Raw genomic sequence first — 15,602 nt, 5'->3', positions numbered from 1 at the left:
GGCGTCGGGGTGACCCGACGCCTTCTGTCGTTTCCGCATACGATGGAGGCACCGCGCCATCGCGGGTCAAGTGCGAGGATGACGACATGAAGAACGTGCTGTGGTTCCTGATCGGTGTGATCGGCGGCTTCGTCGCGGCGCATTTCATGAACAAGGACCCGCGCGGTCATGACCTCCTCGCCGAGGTCGACGCCCGGATCAACGAGTTCACCGCGATCATTGGCGACGCCTACCGCCAGCAGGAGGCGCGGCTCACCGACCCCGCCGACGACTGACCCGCCCGCGCTCTCGCGCGTCAGCATCACACCTCTCAAGCAAGGACACCCGGCACAGCTATGAACACTGCGGAGATCGCGCAGCGCTATCTCGACTTCTTCGAGAAGAACGACCACCTCATCGTCCCGTCGTCCTCGCTGGTCAGCGACGACCCGTCGCTGCTCTTCACGGTCGCCGGCATGGTGCCGATGATCCCGTATCTCACGGGTGTCGTTCCCGCGCCGCATCCGCGCATCGCCGATCTGCAGAAATGCATCCGCACCAATGACATCGAAGAGGTCGGGCGCACGGCACGGCACGGCACGTTCTTCCAGATGCTCGGCAACTGGTCGTTCGGCGACTACTTCAAAGAGGGCGCGATCCGCTACGCCTGGGAGCTGCTCACCGGCTCCGAGTCGGACGGCGGACTCGGCTTCGACGAGAAGGACCTCTGGGTCACCGTCTACGAGACGGATGACGAGGCGGAGGCGATCTGGCGCGACATCATCGGCCTCAAGCCCGAGCGCATCCAGCGCCTCGGCCGCGCCGACAACTACTGGAACACGGGTCAGCCAGGCCCCGGCGGTCCCGACAGCGAGATCTTCTTCGACCGCGGTCCGGCCTACGGCAAGGACGGCGGGCCCGCAGCCGACGACTCGCGGTTCCTGGAGATCTGGAACCTCGTGTTCATGCAGGACTTCATCGAGAACATCCGCGGCAAGACCGAGTTCGACATCGTGGGCGAGCTGCCCATGAAGAACATCGACACCGGCATGGGGCTCGAGCGCGTCGCGTTCCTCAAGCAGGGCGTCGAGAACATGTACGAGACCGATCAGGTGCGCCCGGTCCTCGACCGCGCCATCGAGCTCTCCGGGCGCAGGTACGGTGCCGTGCACGAGGACGACGTCCGCTTCCGCGTGATCGCCGACCACGTGCGCTCCTCGCTCATGCTGCTCTCCGACGGCGTGCGCCCGTCCAACGAGGGCCGCGGGTACATCCTCCGCCGCCTGATGCGGCGCACTGTCCGCGCGATGCGGCTGCTCGGCGTCGACGAGCCCGCGTTCCCCGAGCTGTTCACCGCGTCCCGCGACGCCATGAAGACCGCGTACCCCGTGCTGGAGAAGGACTGGTCGATCCTGTCGGCTGCGGCCTTCGCCGAGGAGGAGACGTTCCGGCGCACCCTTGCGTCAGGCTCCACGATCCTCGACCTCGCGCTCGACGAGACCAGGAAGGGCGGCGGGACCACGCTCAGCGGCCCCGAGGCCTTCCTGCTGCACGACACCTACGGCTTCCCGATCGACCTCACCCTCGAGGTCGCCGAGGAGGCAGGGCTCGACGTCGACCGCACGGCGTTCGACACGCTCATGCAGGAGCAGCGCCAGCGCGCGAAGGCGGATGCCCGCAACCGCAAGCGCCAGCTCGCCGACGTCTCGGTGTACCGGAGCCTGCGCGCGCTCGGCGAGACCGGCTTCGACGGCTATTCCGAGCTCGAGGTGCAGTCCCGCATCCTCGGCATCCTCGTCGACGGTCAGCCGGCGCAGACCGCGACCGAGGGGCAGATCGCCGAGGTCGTGCTCGCCGAGACGACACTGTACGCCGAGTCCGGCGGTCAGGTCGCCGACAAGGGGACCATCGTGGGGCCCGGCTTCGAGCTCGAGGTCCTCGACGTGCAGCGACCTGTCCCCGGCCTCATCAGCCACACCGTCGAGGTGAGCCGCGGCGCGGTCGCGGTCGACGACGCGGCGACCACGGTCGTGGACGCCGCGAATCGCCGGTCGGCCCGCCAGGCCCACTCAGCGACCCACCTCGTGCACGCGGCCCTCCGCGACACGCTCGGCCCGACCGCGACGCAGGCCGGCTCGCTGAACCGCGCGGGCTACATGCGCTTCGACTTCTCCTGGTCGCAGGCGCTGTCGGCCGACACCCGCAGCGAGATCGAGGAGATCACGAACCGCGCGGTGCAGGATGCGCTCGAGGTGACGACCCGGATCGTCTCGCTCGATGAGGCGAAGGAAGCCGGCGCCATGGCGCTGTTCGGCGAGAAGTACGGCGACGTCGTGCGCATGGTCGACATCGGCGGTCCCTGGTCTCGCGAGCTCTGCGCCGGCACGCACGTGTCATCGAGCGCCGAGATCGGCCTCGTCAGCCTCGTCGGCGAATCGTCCGTCGGCGCGTCGAACCGCCGCATCGAGGCGCTCGTCGGACAGGACGCGTTCCGAGAGCTCGCCGCGGAGCGCGCCATCGTCTCGCAGCTCACCAGCTCGCTGAAGACCCCGCGCGATCAGCTGCCGGCGCGCATCGCCGACCTCGCCGCAGGCCTCAAGGCGGCGGAGAAGCGCATCGCCCAGTTCGAGGCCAAGGAGCGCGCAGGTCAGGTCCCCGCGATCGCCGACGCGGCTACGCGGGTCGGCTCGTTCCGGCTCGCGGCGCAGTCCCTGGGAGAACTCGACTCGGCGGATGATGTGCGCGAGCTCGTCCTGGGCGTGCGTGACAGGCTCGGCGCGGATGCCGCGGTCGTCGCACTCGGCGCCGTCGTGAACGGCCGTCCTGTCGTTGTCGTGGCGACCAACGACGCCGCGCGTGCGGCTGGAGCCAAGGCCGGTGCGCTCGCGAAGCGCGCGGCGTCGGTCCTCGGCGGCGGCGGAGGCGGTCGTGACGACGTGGCTCAGGGCGGCGGCACCGACGGCTCGGCGCTGCCTGCTGCGCTGGAGGCCATCTCGCAGGAGCTGCACGCAGCGTGAGCGGCTTCCGCCGCGGGGTGCGGCTCGGAATCGACGTCGGCAGGGCCAGGGTCGGGGTCGCCCGGTGCGATCCGGACGGGATGCTCGCGGTTCCGGTGGAGACGGTGCAGCGGAACGAGACGTCGATCCAGCGCATCGCGGAGATCGCGGCGGAGTACGAGCCCCTCGAGCTCGTCGTGGGCCTCCCCGTGAACATGCAGGGGGCCGATACCGCCTCGACCACGGATGCCCGGGAGTTCGCCGCGGCGCTGCAGGCGCAGATCGGCACTCCGGTGCGGCTCGTCGACGAGCGTCTCAGCACCGTCACCGCGCACGCCGCGCTGAGGTCTTCGGGCAGAACTCAGAAGAACTCTCGTAGCATTGTGGATCAGATCGCCGCCGTGGTGCTTCTGCAGCAGGCGATTGACACGGAGAAGAGCACCGGAAACCCGCCCGGCGCCACGATTCCGTCTGATGAGGAGTCCCGCTGACAATGCCCGAACGCGAGAGTGCTTCCCCCCGGCACGATCCGGGAGCCCGTCTGGGCGACCTGTTCGAGAATCTTCCCGCACCGACGCGGCAGATCCCGCAGCAGGAGAGCACTCCGCCCGTGCCCGGCTCCCGCCGCGCGGCGCGCGAGGCCGCCGCCGCGCAGTCGTCCGGAACCGACGCGCCGACGCCGACCACCCACTCGACGCCCCCGACCCACTCAACCGCGCCGATCGCCGCTGCGACCGGGCCGATCGCCGCTGCGGCGGCGGCCATGGACCGCGTGTCAGCGCGGACCGAGACCACCGCCGACCCGACGCCGGACTCGTCTCCCGCCACATCGGTCGCGGAGAGCGCTTCCTCCGCGCCCGGACTCGAAGACCTCTTCCACGGGCATCACGACGACCACCACGACCACGGTGTGCCGAAGAAGAGGCGGCGCCGTGGCTGCCTGATCGCTCTGATCGTCGTGCTGGCACTGCTCGGCGGACTCGCCGCCGGCGGAGCATGGGCGTGGAACACCTATGGCGACCGGATCAGCGAGCTCATGGGCTGGGGCGACCCGGAAGACTGGGAACCCGGGCTCGCGACCGGTGAGGTCTTCGTCACGATCGAGCAGGGTGACACCGGCGGCCCGGTCTCGGCGGCCCTCTACGAGGCCGGAGTCACTCGCACCGAGGACGTCTTCTACGACTACCTGATCGACGAGAACGTCGCCTTCACGTTCTATCCGGGTGTGTACAAGCTTCAGGAGAAGATGACGGCGGAGGCTGCGGCCGCTGCCCTGAAGGACCCCGCCAGCAAGATGGAGAACACCGTCAGCGTCGGCGAGGGAGCGACGATCAAGTCGTCGCTGCCGACGATCGCTGAGACCCTCGGTCTGCCGCTCGCGGACTTCGAGGCGGCTGTCGCCGATCCTGCGGCCTACGGCGTCACCGCACAGACTCTCGAGGGCTGGCTGTTCCCCGCCCTCTACACCTTCGATCCCGGACTCACGGCGACGCAGGTGATCCAGCAGATGGTCGATCGCACCCGCGATTCGCTTGCCGAGGCGGGTGTGCCGGCCGGTGACGAGCAGCGCATCCTCACCATCGCGTCGATCATCCAGCGCGAGGGACTGACCGCAGACTTCCCGAAGGTCTCACGGGTGATCCAGAACCGCCTGGACATCGACATGAAGCTGCAGATGGACTCCACCGCCCAGTACGGCTACGGGTCGCTGCACGAGGGCGTCGTGTCGAGTTCGGCAGAGGCGCTGGCAGATCCCAACCCGTGGAACACGTACGTGCACACGGGCCTGCCTGCCACGCCGATCGCGAGTCCGAGCGACGCCGCGATCGACGCGGCCATGCATCCGGCCGACGGCCCGTGGCTTTACTTCGTCACGATCAACCTCGCGACGGGGGAGACGCAGTTCTCGGAGACCTATGAGGAGCATCTCCAGGGTGTCGAGAAGTGGGACGCCTGGTGCAGGGCGAACCCCGACGGCGGCTGCGCCGCAGAATGAGCCGCGACCGCCTCGCGGTCTGGGGTGACCCGATCGCGCACTCCAGGTCTCCGCAGCTGCACGCGGCCGCGTACGACGTGCTGGGCCTGGACTGGGACTACGGACGCCGCCAGGTGACGGAGGCCGGGTTCGCAGAGGCCTTCGCCTCCCTCGACGAATCCTGGCGCGGACTGTCGCTCACGATGCCGCTGAAGGAGGAGGCGCATCGGGTGGCGGACGTTCGAGACCGGCATGCGGAGCTCACGGGTGTCGCGAACACGCTGCTGCTCGGTGAGCGGGTGCTGGCCTTCAACACCGACGTCGGCGGAATCGTCGACGCCCTCGCAGAGCACGGGATCACGCGGGTCGATACGGTGCGGGTCCTCGGCGGCGGCGCCACCGCGGCATCCGCCCTGGTCGCGGTCGCCGACCTCGGAGCGGCGCAGATCGACGTGCGCGTACGGCGACCGGAGGGTGCCGCCCCGCTCGCGGAGCTGGGCGGTCGTCTGGGCGTCCGCGTCGAAATCGGCACGCTCAGTGCGGAGTCCGACGCCGTCGACCTCACCGTCGCGACGCTGCCCGGCGGCTCGGCGCTGCCCGACGAGGTGTCCGCACCTCTCGCCGCTCACGGCGGGGCGCTGTTCGACGTCGCCTACTCGCCGTGGCCGTCGGCGCTCGCCTCGATCTGGGGCGATGCGCCCGCGATCTCGGGGCTCGGGATGCTGCTGCACCAGGCCGTCCGCCAGATCCGGGTCTTCCGGCACGGTGATCCGGAGGTGTCGCTGCCGGACGAGGCGACGGTGATCGCCGCGATGCGCGCGGCGCTGCAGTCGCAGGACGAAACGCGGGCCTGAGGGGGCCCGAACGCATGGGAGACTAGAGCAATGCTCCGCGTGCTCACGGCCGGCGAATCCCACGGCCCAGAACTCATCGCCGTCATGGAGGGTCTTCCCTCCGGCGTCCCGGTGTCCTCCGAGGCCATCCAGGCCGATCTCGAGCGTCGCAAGCTCGGCTACGGCCGCGGCTCGCGGATGAAGTTCGAGCAGGACGCGCTCACGATCTCCGGCGGCGTCCGCCACGGCAAGACGCTCGGCAGCCCGATCGCGCTGCGCATCGGCAACACCGAGTGGCCGAAGTGGATCGAGGTCATGAACCCCGAGCCCGTCGAGCTGACCGACAAGTCGCGCGGCCGCAGCGCTCCGCTGACACGGCCTCGTCCCGGTCATGCCGACCTCGTCGGCATGCAGAAGTACGACTTCGACGAGGCAAGGCCCATCCTCGAGCGGGCGAGCGCCCGCGAGACCGCCGCCCGCGTCGCTCTGGGTGCGATCGCGCGCTCGTTCCTCGGCGAGCTCGGCATCCGCCTGGTCAGCCACACGCTGTCCATCGGACCGGTCCAGGTCCCGGAGGGCTCCGCGCTGCCGACACCGGACGACGTCGACGCACTGGATGCCGATCCGCTGCGCTGCTTCGACCCGGCCACCTCAGCCCTGATGGTCGCCGAGGTCGACGACGCGAAGAAGGACGGCGACACCCTCGGCGGCATCGTCGAGGTGCTGGCCTACGGCCTCCCGCCGGGGCTCGGCTCCCACGTGCACTGGGACCGCCGCCTCGACGCACGCCTCGCACAGGCGCTGATGAGCATTCAGGCGATCAAGGGCGTCGAGGTCGGTGACGGCTTCGAGACCACACGCCGCCGCGGCTCCGCGGCGCACGATGAGCTGTTCGCCACGGCCGACGGCATCACCCGAGGATCCGACCGCGCCGGTGGCACCGAGGGCGGCATGTCGACCGGCACCGTGCTGCGCGTCCGCGCCGGGATGAAGCCGATCGCGACCGTTCCGCATGCGCTCCGCACGATCGACGTCGCCACCGGCGAAGACGCCTCCGCGCACCATCAGCGCTCGGACGTGTGCGCCGTGCCGGCCGCGGGTGTCGTCGCCGAGGCGATGGTCGCGATCGAGTTGGCCCGCGCTGTTCTCGAGAAGTTCGGCGGCGACAGCATCCGCGAGACCCGCCGCAACGTCGAGGGCTACCTGGCGGGTATCCCCGAGGAGCTGCGTACGGCCCCCGCGTCCGAGGCGGCGCTCATCGCGCATGACGAGCGAGGCTGATCCGCTCACGCTGGTGCTCGTCGGCCCGATGGCGGCCGGCAAGACCAGCGTCGGCAGGCGCGTCGCCCGCAGACTCGGAGTCGGGTTCATCGACACCGACAGGCGTGTGGCTGCGGAGCACGGTCCGATCCCGGAGATCTTCGCCGAGCACGGTGAGGAGCATTTCCGGGCGCTGGAGCGCGCCGCAGTGGCTGCTGCCCTGCAGGAGGGCGGCGTCGTCTCGCTGGGTGGCGGAGCTGTCACGGATGCTGGGACGCGCGCACTGCTGCGCGCGCATCCCGTCGTGTTCCTCACCGTCACCGACGAGGCCGTCGCCGAGCGGATCACCGGCGGCGGCCGTCCGCTGCTCGAAGGGGACGACCCGCTGGAACGGTGGAAGCGCATCTTCGAGGAGCGGCGAGGCTGGTACGACGAGGTGGCGGACGTGACGTTCGACACGTCACGCCGCCCGATGCAGCGCATCGCCGATGACATCGCGACATGGAGGAGAGAGCATGCTTGAGAGGGCAGAGTCGGAGAGGACACAGATGAGCACCACGACCATCAGCGTCACGGGGAACGACCCGTACGACATCACGATCGGGCGCGGCATCCTCGACACCGTGTCCGCAGCCCTCGCACCGGGCGTGCGCAAGGTCCTCGTGGTGCACCCGCCGACCCTGGCGGCCCGAGCCGCCGAACTGCGCGACCGGCTGCTCGCCGACACCGAGAACGGCCCCCGTGAGGTGCTCCTCGCCGAGGTGCCGGACGCCGAGCAGGGCAAGCGCATCGAGGTCGCGGCGTTCTGCTGGCAGGTCATGGGTCAGGCCGATTTCACCCGCACCGATGCCGTGATCGGCTACGGCGGGGGAGCAGTGACCGATCTCGCAGGCTTCGTCGCCGCCACGTGGCTGCGCGGCGTGCAGGTCGTTCAGGTGCCGACGACGGTGCTCGGTCTCGTCGACGCCTCCGTCGGCGGCAAGACCGGTATCAACACGGGCGAGGGCAAGAACCTCGTCGGCGCGTTCTGGGCCCCGAGCGCCGTGATCGGAGACCTCGACGAGCTCGGCAGCCTGAGTGCGAACGAGGCCACCGCAGGCTTCGCCGAGGTCGTGAAGGCCGGCTTCATCTGGGCGCCGGAGATCCTCGACATCATCGAGGCCGATCCCGCCCGCGCTGTGGACACGACGACTCCGGAGTTCCGTCGCGCGGTCGAGCTCGCGATCGACATGAAGGCGCGCGTCGTCTCCGACGACTTCCGCGAGGCCGGTCAGCGCGAGATCCTCAACTACGGGCATACCCTCGGTCACGCGATCGAGCACGCGGAGCGCTACAAGTGGCGTCACGGTGCGGCGATCTCGGTAGGCATGCTCTACGCAGCCGAGCTCTCCCGCCTCGCCGGTCGACTGTCGGACGCGGGGGCCGAACGCCACCGCGCCGTCCTGGAGTCGCTCGGACTTCCGACGTCGTACCGCGCAGGGGCGTGGAAGCAGCTGCTCGCGACTATGCAGCGCGACAAGAAGAGCAGAGGCGGGATGCTGCGCTTCATCCTGCTCGACGACATCGCGAAGCCCACTGTGCTTCAGGCGCCGGACGAGTCGCTGCTGTTCGCGGCCTACCAGGAGGTCGGGGAGTGACATCGCCCCGCCGCCTTCTGCTCGTCAACGGCCCGAACCTGAACCTGCTCGGCATGCGAGAGCCCGGGATCTACGGCGCAGCCAGCCTCGCCGACGTGGAGCGCCTCACGGCGGATGCCGCGGCTGCAGCAGGGTTCGAGCTGCGGGCGATCCAGAGCAATCACGAGGGCGTGCTGATCGACGCGATCCATGCGGCACGCGAGGACTGCGCGGGGATCGTGATCAACCCCGCAGGCCTCACGCACACCTCGGTGTCGCTGCGCGATGCGCTCACCGGCGTCGGCCTGCCGTTCGCCGAGGTCCACATATCGGACGTGTACGCCCGCGAGGAGTTCCGGCATCACTCCTATCTGCACGACGTGGCGGCGGTGCGGGTCATCGGGCGCGGCGTCGACGGCTACGCGGATGCAGTGCGCGAACTCACGGCCCTCATCCCGTAGGCCGGCTCACGCCCGCAACGGCGCCCAGACGATCATCACGCAGGTCGCCACGCCGATCAGTGCGACTGCGGCCATCGCGATGAAGCACACCGCCAGTGCCCGGAGCCGGGGCGGCCCTGGACGCACCGTGAGGCGCATCAGCACCATCGCGGCAAGCAGGCAGACCACGATGACGGCCGTCCACATGGCCACGGTCGCCGCAGCACCCCCTTCGGCGACGATGCCGACCAGCGGCACGAGGGAGACGGCCGTGAAGACGGACGCCACGATGATCCAGATCGAACCGGATGACGTGCGCAGCGCCGGCTGATTCCGCACCAGAGTCGGATCCGGAAGCCTGCCGGCTCGCCTGCGCTGTGCTTTCGACATGAGCGGACCTCCTGCTCCTCTATGCTCGTCCTGTTCTTTGATCCAACGTGCGCCGAGCGCGCGCGATCGTCAATGGGGTGGACAGGTGCCGGAACAGGCGTCGCGGCATCAGAACGGCGGCGGTGCGCTGCTGGGGGATGCGTTCCTGCTGGTGAATCCGGTGGGTGTGGTGATTTCGACGGTGCGGTCGGGGCGGGTGCGGTAGTGGGCTCTGGTGCGGTGCCGGTGGACGTGGTCACGGGGGCAGAGCGGGCGCAGGTCGGCGAGGTTCGTCTTCCCGCCGTGTGCCCAGGGGCGGTCGGTCGTGGTCGAGGTCGGCGTCGATGGCGAGGCGGGCGCAGCCGTCGCGGGAGCAGGTGCCGTGCTGGAGGATGAGCCAGTCGCGCTGGGCGCGGGGTGGGGCGGTAGGAGCGGCGATCGAGGTCGACGATCACGCCTTCGACCGGGTCGGTGATGACCCGGTGGAAGGTGTTCGTGCTGAGGAAGAGCTGCTTCGCGGTGAGCGGGTCGATGGTGTCGCCGCCGACGACCGTGGCCTGTTCGACGGGGACGGGTTCGCCGGCGAGGAGCTGGCGGACATCCTCGACGAGTTCCACGCATCCAGTATAGAACATAGCTACTGGGTATCTGCTTAGATCAAGTAGAGCGTAGGCTCGGGATATGGCGGAGCGTCTGATCGGTGGGGTGGACTATCCGCGGACGGTTCTGGAGTTCCAGGAGTGGTTCGCGACGGACGCGGCCTGCCTGGACTTCCTGGCGCGGCTGCGGTGGCCGGACGGGTTCGTGTGCCCGAAGTGCGGCGTGAGCGAACAGGCCTGGCGTATCGCGGGCGGCCTGTGGATGTGCCGGGCCTGCGGCCGTCAAACGAGCGTGACCGCGGGCACGATCTTCGATCGGACTCGGTCCCCGCTGCGGATGTGGTTCCACGCGGCGTGGTACATCACCTCGCAGAAGACCGGGGTCTCCGCTCAAGGGCTGCAGCGGGTGCTCGGGTTGCGGTCGTATGAGACGGCGTGGACATGGATGCACAAGTTCCGCCGCGCGATGGTCGTGCCCGGCCGGGAGCTGCTGCACGGCATCGTGGAGCTCGACGAGACCTACGTCGGCGGGATCAGCCGCGGAAACGCGGGGCGGAGCAGCATGAAGGTCGGGGTCATGGTCGCCACTGAGATGCTCGGCGGCAAGCGGCTGGGCCGGATCCGGCTCGAGCCCAGCCCCGGTGAGAGCCTGCAACTGATCAGCTTCGCACAACGCGTTATCCAGCCGGGAGCCATGGTCCGAACTGACGGGGCACGTGAGTTGAAGCGCCTCGCGAACCTCGGATACGAACATGAGCGCCACGTCGAGCTCGGCTCCGATGTCCCCGCCCACGTCTCGCTCTACGGCGTGCACACGGTCGCTTCGCTCCTCAAACGGTGGCTCGAAGGCACCCTCCATCAAGGCATCAGCAACGACCACCTCAGTTACTACCTCGACGAGTTCACCTTCCGATTCAATCGCCGGGCATCCCGAAGCCGAGGCCTGCTGTTCTACCGACTCCTCGATCAGGCCATGCGCACCGACCCCGCCCCGCTGCCCACTCTCGTCGCCGCCAAAGAACAAGATGACACCAACTTGACCTAAGCAGATACCCAGTACATAGCTACGAAACTCGCGAGGATTCTTCCGTTCGAATCGACGTAGATCGGGCGTCACCCGGGCATCCCGTAGAATCGACTGTCGGCCCGTCGCGGATCTCGCGTCCGCCGGCCCCTGAACTTCGATACGAAACGGAACCTCCAGCGCATGGCATCTACCGCAGACATCAAGAACGGCGTCGTACTCAGCATCGACGGACAGCTCTGGAACGTCATCGAGTTCCAGCACGTCAAGCCCGGCAAGGGCGGTGCCTTCGTGCGCACCAAGCTGAAGAACGTGATCTCGGGCAAGGTCGTCGACCGCACCTACAACGCCGGCGCCAAGATCGACATCGAGAACGTCGACCGCCGCGACTTCACCTACCTGTACGCCGACGGCGACGGCTTCGTCTTCATGGACACCTCGGACTACGACCAGATCACGGTCTCCGGCCCGACCGTCGGCGACGCGAAGAACTTCCTGCTCGAGAACCAGCAGGTCACGATCGCGCTGAACAACGGCAACCCGCTGTACATCGACCTCCCGGCATCCGTCATCCTCGAGGTGACCTACACCGAGCCCGGCCTGCAGGGCGACCGCTCCTCGGCCGGCACCAAGCCCGCGACCGTGGAGACCGGGTACGAGATGCAGGTTCCGCTGTTCGTCGAGACCGGGACGAAGATCAAGGTCGACACCCGCACGGGTGAGTACCTGGGTCGCGAGAAGTAAGGCGTGAGCGCTCGAACGAAGGCGCGCAAGCGCGCACTCGACATCATGTTCTCCGCGGACGTGCGCGGGGATGACGTCTCGGTGGCTCTCGCGGCCGAGGCCAAGCGCGCAGCGAGCGAACCGGCCCGTGAGGCCTCCTGGCTGTACGCACGCGAGATCGTCGACGGCATCATCGATCACCACGACGAGATCGACGAGCTGATCACCACGCACAGCCGTGACTGGAAGCTCGAGCGGATGCCCGCCGTCGACCGTGCGCTGCTGCGCATCGGCGTCTGGGAGATCCTGTTCAACGACCAGGTGCCCACCGCCGTGGCGATCGACGAGGCGGTGGAGCTCGCCAAGGAGTTCTCCACCGATGACTCCGGCGCCTTCGTGCACGGCGTCCTCGCTCGGGTGTCGCGCGCCGCCTGAGCGCCGCCTCGGACGCAGCATCCGCGATGTCGGATGCCGCGGGAAGGATGCCGGCATGCCCGCGCCTCACGTCGATCTCCGTGATCTCATGCAGATCACGGATGCCGGCGGATACTCTCGCGGACTCGCCTACTTCCGGGAGGGCAACGTCCTCGACCTCATCTGGCACGAAGACCGCCAGGAGCTCGAGGCGTATGTCAAGGGCAGCCGCGATGCGCAGTACCTGACCGAGATCGGCTTCGTCTCCTCCAACGGCAAGAGGCATGTCCGCTCGACGCGGTGCTCGTGCCCGGTGCGCACGGCGTGCAAGCACGTGGTCGCTGCGCTGCTCGCCTCGAACGTGCACGAGTACGCGCAGCAGGCGGGTGCCAGGGCCGCCGACCGGCCACCCACGCCGACGGTGCCGGCCGCACCGCCGCCGGCACCGTCCTGGAGGGCGCTTCTCGACCCCGCCGCCGCCTCTCGCACGCAGGCGCTGGCCCTCGGCGTCGAGTTGCGGCATCGTGAGGCACGCGGTGAGAATCACTGGGCGCCTCGCCCCGTGCGCCCGGCGACGCCGCGCGATCTCGCGAAGCCCGCCGGCGAGCTCCTGCTGGCGATCCGCCCGCTGATGCGCAGCGGCCAGACCGGAGCCTGGATCCAGGGTCACGCGGGCTGGGACACCGTCCGGCGCGACGCCTCGCAGTTCGGTCGCGCACAGACCCGCTGGTTCGGCGACCTCCTCAGCATCTCGCGGGACTCGCTGCTGTCGGGGAACGCCGGCGACTGGCTGGTCGCCGACCAGATCGAGTCGACGCTCCTGTGGGGGCACCTGCGTGCCGGCGCCGCACTCGGGATCCCGCTGGTGGCGAGCCAGAAGCACACGACGGTGCGGCTCGCGGACTCCGCCGAGATCTCGGCGGTCATCGGCCGCGACGACGACGGCGCGCTCACGGTCGCCGCTGATGTCACCATCGAGGGGCACGCCGTCGCATCGGCCGAGGCCCACCCGATCGGGCGCAGCGGCGTGTACGCGGCGACGCTGCTCGGCAGTCGCATGGAGATCGTGCTCGCCGAGGTCGCGCTCAGCGAGCAGGTCCGCGCCCTGGTCGGGGCACGGCAGCCCATCGTCGTGCCGCCGGCCGAGGAGGAGGCTTTCGTCGCCGAGGCCTACCCGCTCCTCGCCAGAAGAGCGGCGGTGCAGACGACCGCCGGAGTGGCGCTCCCGGAGGTGCCGTCGCCGGAGCCCGTGCTCACCGTCGCCTTCGAACGCGGCGACGTCGTCAGCTACCGATTCGAGTGGTCGTACCGCGGGTTCGGCACCGTTCCCTTCGCGCCCAGCCGTGCAGCGGTGCGCGACGCCGACGCCGAGGCGACCACCCGGGCGGAGCTCGAGCAGGTCTGGCAGGAGCACGCCGCGACCCGGTTCGCGGCATCCGGATCCTTCCACGACATCGACGCCGCGGCGTTCGTCGCGCAGGTCGTCCCCGCGTTCGCGCGCATCGGAGTGACCATCGTCACGACGGGGACCGCCAAGGAGTACCGCGAGCTCACCGGCGCTCCCGAGGTCACCGTGTCGACGGTCGAGACGACGGATTCGGACTGGTTCGACCTGGGCATCATCGTCACGATCGACGGCCGCACCATCCCCTTCGGGCCGCTGTTCACCGCGCTCAGCAGAGGCAGGAAGAAGCTGCTGCTCGCCGACGGCGGATACTTCACGCTCGCCCACCCCGCATTGGACCGCCTCCGCGAACTCATCGACGAGGCCGGCGAGCTCGACGAATGGGAGACCGGGCCGCGCATCAGCCGCTACCAGACCGATCTCTGGGAGGAGTTCGAGGACCTCGCCGACGAATCGCTCCCCGCGGTGAGCTGGCGGGCGACAGCCGAGGGTCTGCGCCAGGCGACCGGCGTGCCGTCGACTCCGCTTCCCCCTGGGCTGCTCGCGGAGCTGCGACCGTATCAGAAGACCGGCTTCGACTGGCTCGCGTTCCTGTGGCGGCACCGGCTCGGCGGGATCCTCGCCGACGACATGGGGCTCGGCAAGACGCTACAGCTGCTCGCGTTCGTGCAGCACACCCGGGATGCGGGGGAGCGGCGGCCGTTCCTCGTCCTCGCGCCGACGTCGGTGCTCAGCACCTGGAAGACGGAGGCGGCCCGCTTCACCCCGGGTCTGCGTGTGCGGATCGTGGAGAGCACGAGCAGCACGCGCGCGGACCGGCTCGCGGATGCCGCCGCATCCGCCGACGTCATCGTCAGCTCCTACACGGTCGCCCGGCTCGACGCAGACGAGTTCGGCGGTATCGAGTGGGCGGGTCTCATTCTCGACGAGGCCCAGTTCGTCAAGAACCCGAAGACGAAGCTGCACCGCGCGATCTCCGCCTTCCGCGCCGACGTCACCTATGCGGTCACAGGCACGCCGATGGAGAACAGCCTCTCCGAGCTGTGGTCGCTGTTGAAGCTGTCAGCGCCAGGCCTGTTCCCATCGGCACGGAAGTTCCGCGATCGCTACATCCAGCCGATCGAGAAGGGCAAAGTCCCCGAGAACGAGGAGGGCGGCGCGTATCGTCAGCGCCGTCTGGAGCAGCTGCGTCGTCGCATACGTCCGCTCATGCTCCGACGTACGAAGGAGCTGGTCGCCGCCGACCTGCCGCCGAAGCAGGAGCAGGTGCTCGAGATCGAGCTCAGCCCCGCGCACCGAGCACTCTACGACGTGGTGCTGCAGCGTGAGCGGCAGAAGGTGCTCGGCCTGATCGACGACCTCGACCGGAACCGTTTCATCGTGTTCCGCTCGCTGACCCTGCTGCGGATGCTGAGCCTCGCTCCGGCGCTCGTCGACGAGGGCGACGCGCACATCGGGTCGGGCAAGCTCGACACGCTTCTCGAGCGGGTCGCCGAGCTGCAGGCCGAGGGGCACCGTGCGCTGGTGTTCAGCCAGTTCACCTCGTTCCTCGACATGGCGGCCGCCCGACTCGACGATGCCGGCATCCCCTACGCGCATCTCGACGGCTCCACGCGCCGCCGGCAGGACGTCATCGACGGATTCAAAGCCGGCGAGCAACCGGTGTTCCTGATCAGTCTCAAGGCCGGCGGATTCGGCCTCACCCTCACCGAGGCCGACTACGTCTTCCTGCTCGACCCGTGGTGGAACCCCGCCGCGGAGGCGCAGGCCATCGACCGCACGCATCGCATCGGGCAGACCAGCCAGGTGTTCGTCTACCGGATGATCGCGGCGGGGACCATCGAGGAGAAGGTCCGCGAGCTGCAGCAGCGCAAGGCGCGGCTGTTCACCGCGGTGATGGATGACGAGGCGCTGTTCGCACAGTCGCTCAGCGCGGACGACATCCGCGGGCTGTTCGAGGACTGAGTCG

General features: G+C 69.2%; 15 protein-coding genes. 14 read left to right on the top strand and 1 reads right to left on the bottom strand.

What is annotated here, in order from left to right; genetic code table 11:
• Nucleotides 1-86 precede the first annotated feature (86 nt).
• From IPV10_RS00640 to IPV10_RS00600, 9 genes are read left to right on the top strand one after another with little or no spacing between them, the layout of a single operon-like run.
• Entirely contained in the window at nucleotides 87-275 is a 189-nt protein-coding gene (locus IPV10_RS00640; RefSeq protein ID WP_207479286.1) for a hypothetical protein, read from the top strand.
• Nucleotides 276-335: 60 nt separating this feature from the next.
• The gene (gene alaS, locus IPV10_RS00635) at nucleotides 336-2,996 is read left to right on the top strand and encodes an alanine--tRNA ligase (RefSeq protein WP_207479284.1); all 2,661 of its coding nucleotides are present in this window, start codon (nucleotides 336-338) and stop codon (nucleotides 2,994-2,996) included.
• Nucleotides 2,993-3,466: a Holliday junction resolvase RuvX gene (gene ruvX, locus IPV10_RS00630; RefSeq protein ID WP_207479283.1), complete on the top strand. Its 474-nt coding sequence runs from the start codon at nucleotides 2,993-2,995 to the stop codon at nucleotides 3,464-3,466. The genes alaS and ruvX overlap by 4 nt, the downstream gene beginning before the upstream one ends.
• Nucleotides 3,467-3,468: 2 nt before the next feature.
• Nucleotides 3,469-4,971, top strand: coding sequence for an endolytic transglycosylase MltG (mltG, locus tag IPV10_RS00625; RefSeq protein WP_242684463.1), 1,503 nt, complete (start codon nucleotides 3,469-3,471; stop codon nucleotides 4,969-4,971).
• On the top strand, nucleotides 4,968-5,804 hold the full coding sequence (locus IPV10_RS00620) for a shikimate dehydrogenase (protein ID WP_207479281.1): 837 nt from the start codon (nucleotides 4,968-4,970) through the stop codon (nucleotides 5,802-5,804). Before mltG ends, IPV10_RS00620 begins: the two co-directional genes overlap by 4 nt.
• Nucleotides 5,805-5,834: 30 nt before the next feature.
• Entirely contained in the window at nucleotides 5,835-7,064 is a 1,230-nt protein-coding gene (aroC, locus tag IPV10_RS00615; protein WP_207479279.1) for a chorismate synthase, read from the top strand.
• The gene (locus IPV10_RS00610) at nucleotides 7,048-7,566 is read left to right on the top strand and encodes a shikimate kinase (RefSeq protein WP_207479277.1); all 519 of its coding nucleotides are present in this window, start codon (nucleotides 7,048-7,050) and stop codon (nucleotides 7,564-7,566) included. Before aroC ends, IPV10_RS00610 begins: the two co-directional genes overlap by 17 nt.
• A gap of 25 nt (nucleotides 7,567-7,591) precedes the next feature.
• Nucleotides 7,592-8,680, top strand: a complete 1,089-nt coding sequence (aroB, locus tag IPV10_RS00605) for a 3-dehydroquinate synthase (RefSeq protein ID WP_207479276.1) — start codon at nucleotides 7,592-7,594, stop codon at nucleotides 8,678-8,680.
• On the top strand, nucleotides 8,677-9,120 hold the full coding sequence (locus IPV10_RS00600; RefSeq protein ID WP_207479273.1) for a type II 3-dehydroquinate dehydratase: 444 nt from the start codon (nucleotides 8,677-8,679) through the stop codon (nucleotides 9,118-9,120). The genes aroB and IPV10_RS00600 overlap by 4 nt, the downstream gene beginning before the upstream one ends.
• Before the next feature lie 6 nt (nucleotides 9,121-9,126).
• Here the strand turns inward: IPV10_RS00600 and IPV10_RS00595 are convergent, their stop codons facing one another.
• Nucleotides 9,127-9,489, bottom strand: coding sequence for a hypothetical protein (locus IPV10_RS00595; protein ID WP_207479271.1), 363 nt, complete (start codon nucleotides 9,487-9,489; stop codon nucleotides 9,127-9,129).
• 371 nt (nucleotides 9,490-9,860) lie between these two features.
• Between IPV10_RS00595 and IPV10_RS00590 the strand changes: the two genes are divergently transcribed.
• The 5 genes from IPV10_RS00590 to IPV10_RS00570 all read left to right on the top strand — a co-directional run bounded on the left by IPV10_RS00590 (nucleotide 9,861) and on the right by IPV10_RS00570 (nucleotide 15,598).
• On the top strand, nucleotides 9,861-10,124 hold the full coding sequence (locus IPV10_RS00590) for a hypothetical protein (protein WP_207479268.1): 264 nt from the start codon (nucleotides 9,861-9,863) through the stop codon (nucleotides 10,122-10,124).
• A 25-nt stretch (nucleotides 10,125-10,149) separates the two neighbouring features.
• Entirely contained in the window at nucleotides 10,150-11,112 is a 963-nt protein-coding gene (locus IPV10_RS00585; protein ID WP_207479265.1) for an IS1595 family transposase, read from the top strand.
• Between the two features lie 162 nt (nucleotides 11,113-11,274).
• On the top strand, nucleotides 11,275-11,835 hold the full coding sequence (gene efp / locus IPV10_RS00580) for an elongation factor P (RefSeq protein ID WP_207479263.1): 561 nt from the start codon (nucleotides 11,275-11,277) through the stop codon (nucleotides 11,833-11,835).
• A gap of 3 nt (nucleotides 11,836-11,838) precedes the next feature.
• Nucleotides 11,839-12,249 (top strand): transcription antitermination factor NusB, encoded by a 411-nt coding sequence (nusB, locus tag IPV10_RS00575; RefSeq protein WP_207479260.1) that lies wholly within the window; start codon nucleotides 11,839-11,841, stop codon nucleotides 12,247-12,249.
• 55 nt (nucleotides 12,250-12,304) lie between these two features.
• Nucleotides 12,305-15,598 (top strand): DEAD/DEAH box helicase, encoded by a 3,294-nt coding sequence (locus IPV10_RS00570; protein WP_242684462.1) that lies wholly within the window; start codon nucleotides 12,305-12,307, stop codon nucleotides 15,596-15,598.
• Nucleotides 15,599-15,602 lie beyond the last annotated feature (4 nt).

The sequence above is a fragment of the Microbacterium sp. SD291 genome (genome assembly GCF_017355365.1).
Lineage (GTDB): Bacteria > Actinomycetota > Actinomycetes > Actinomycetales > Microbacteriaceae > Microbacterium.
The sequence above is the reverse complement of the archived record's forward strand: the minus strand, read 5'-3'. Positions and strand labels throughout refer to the sequence as shown.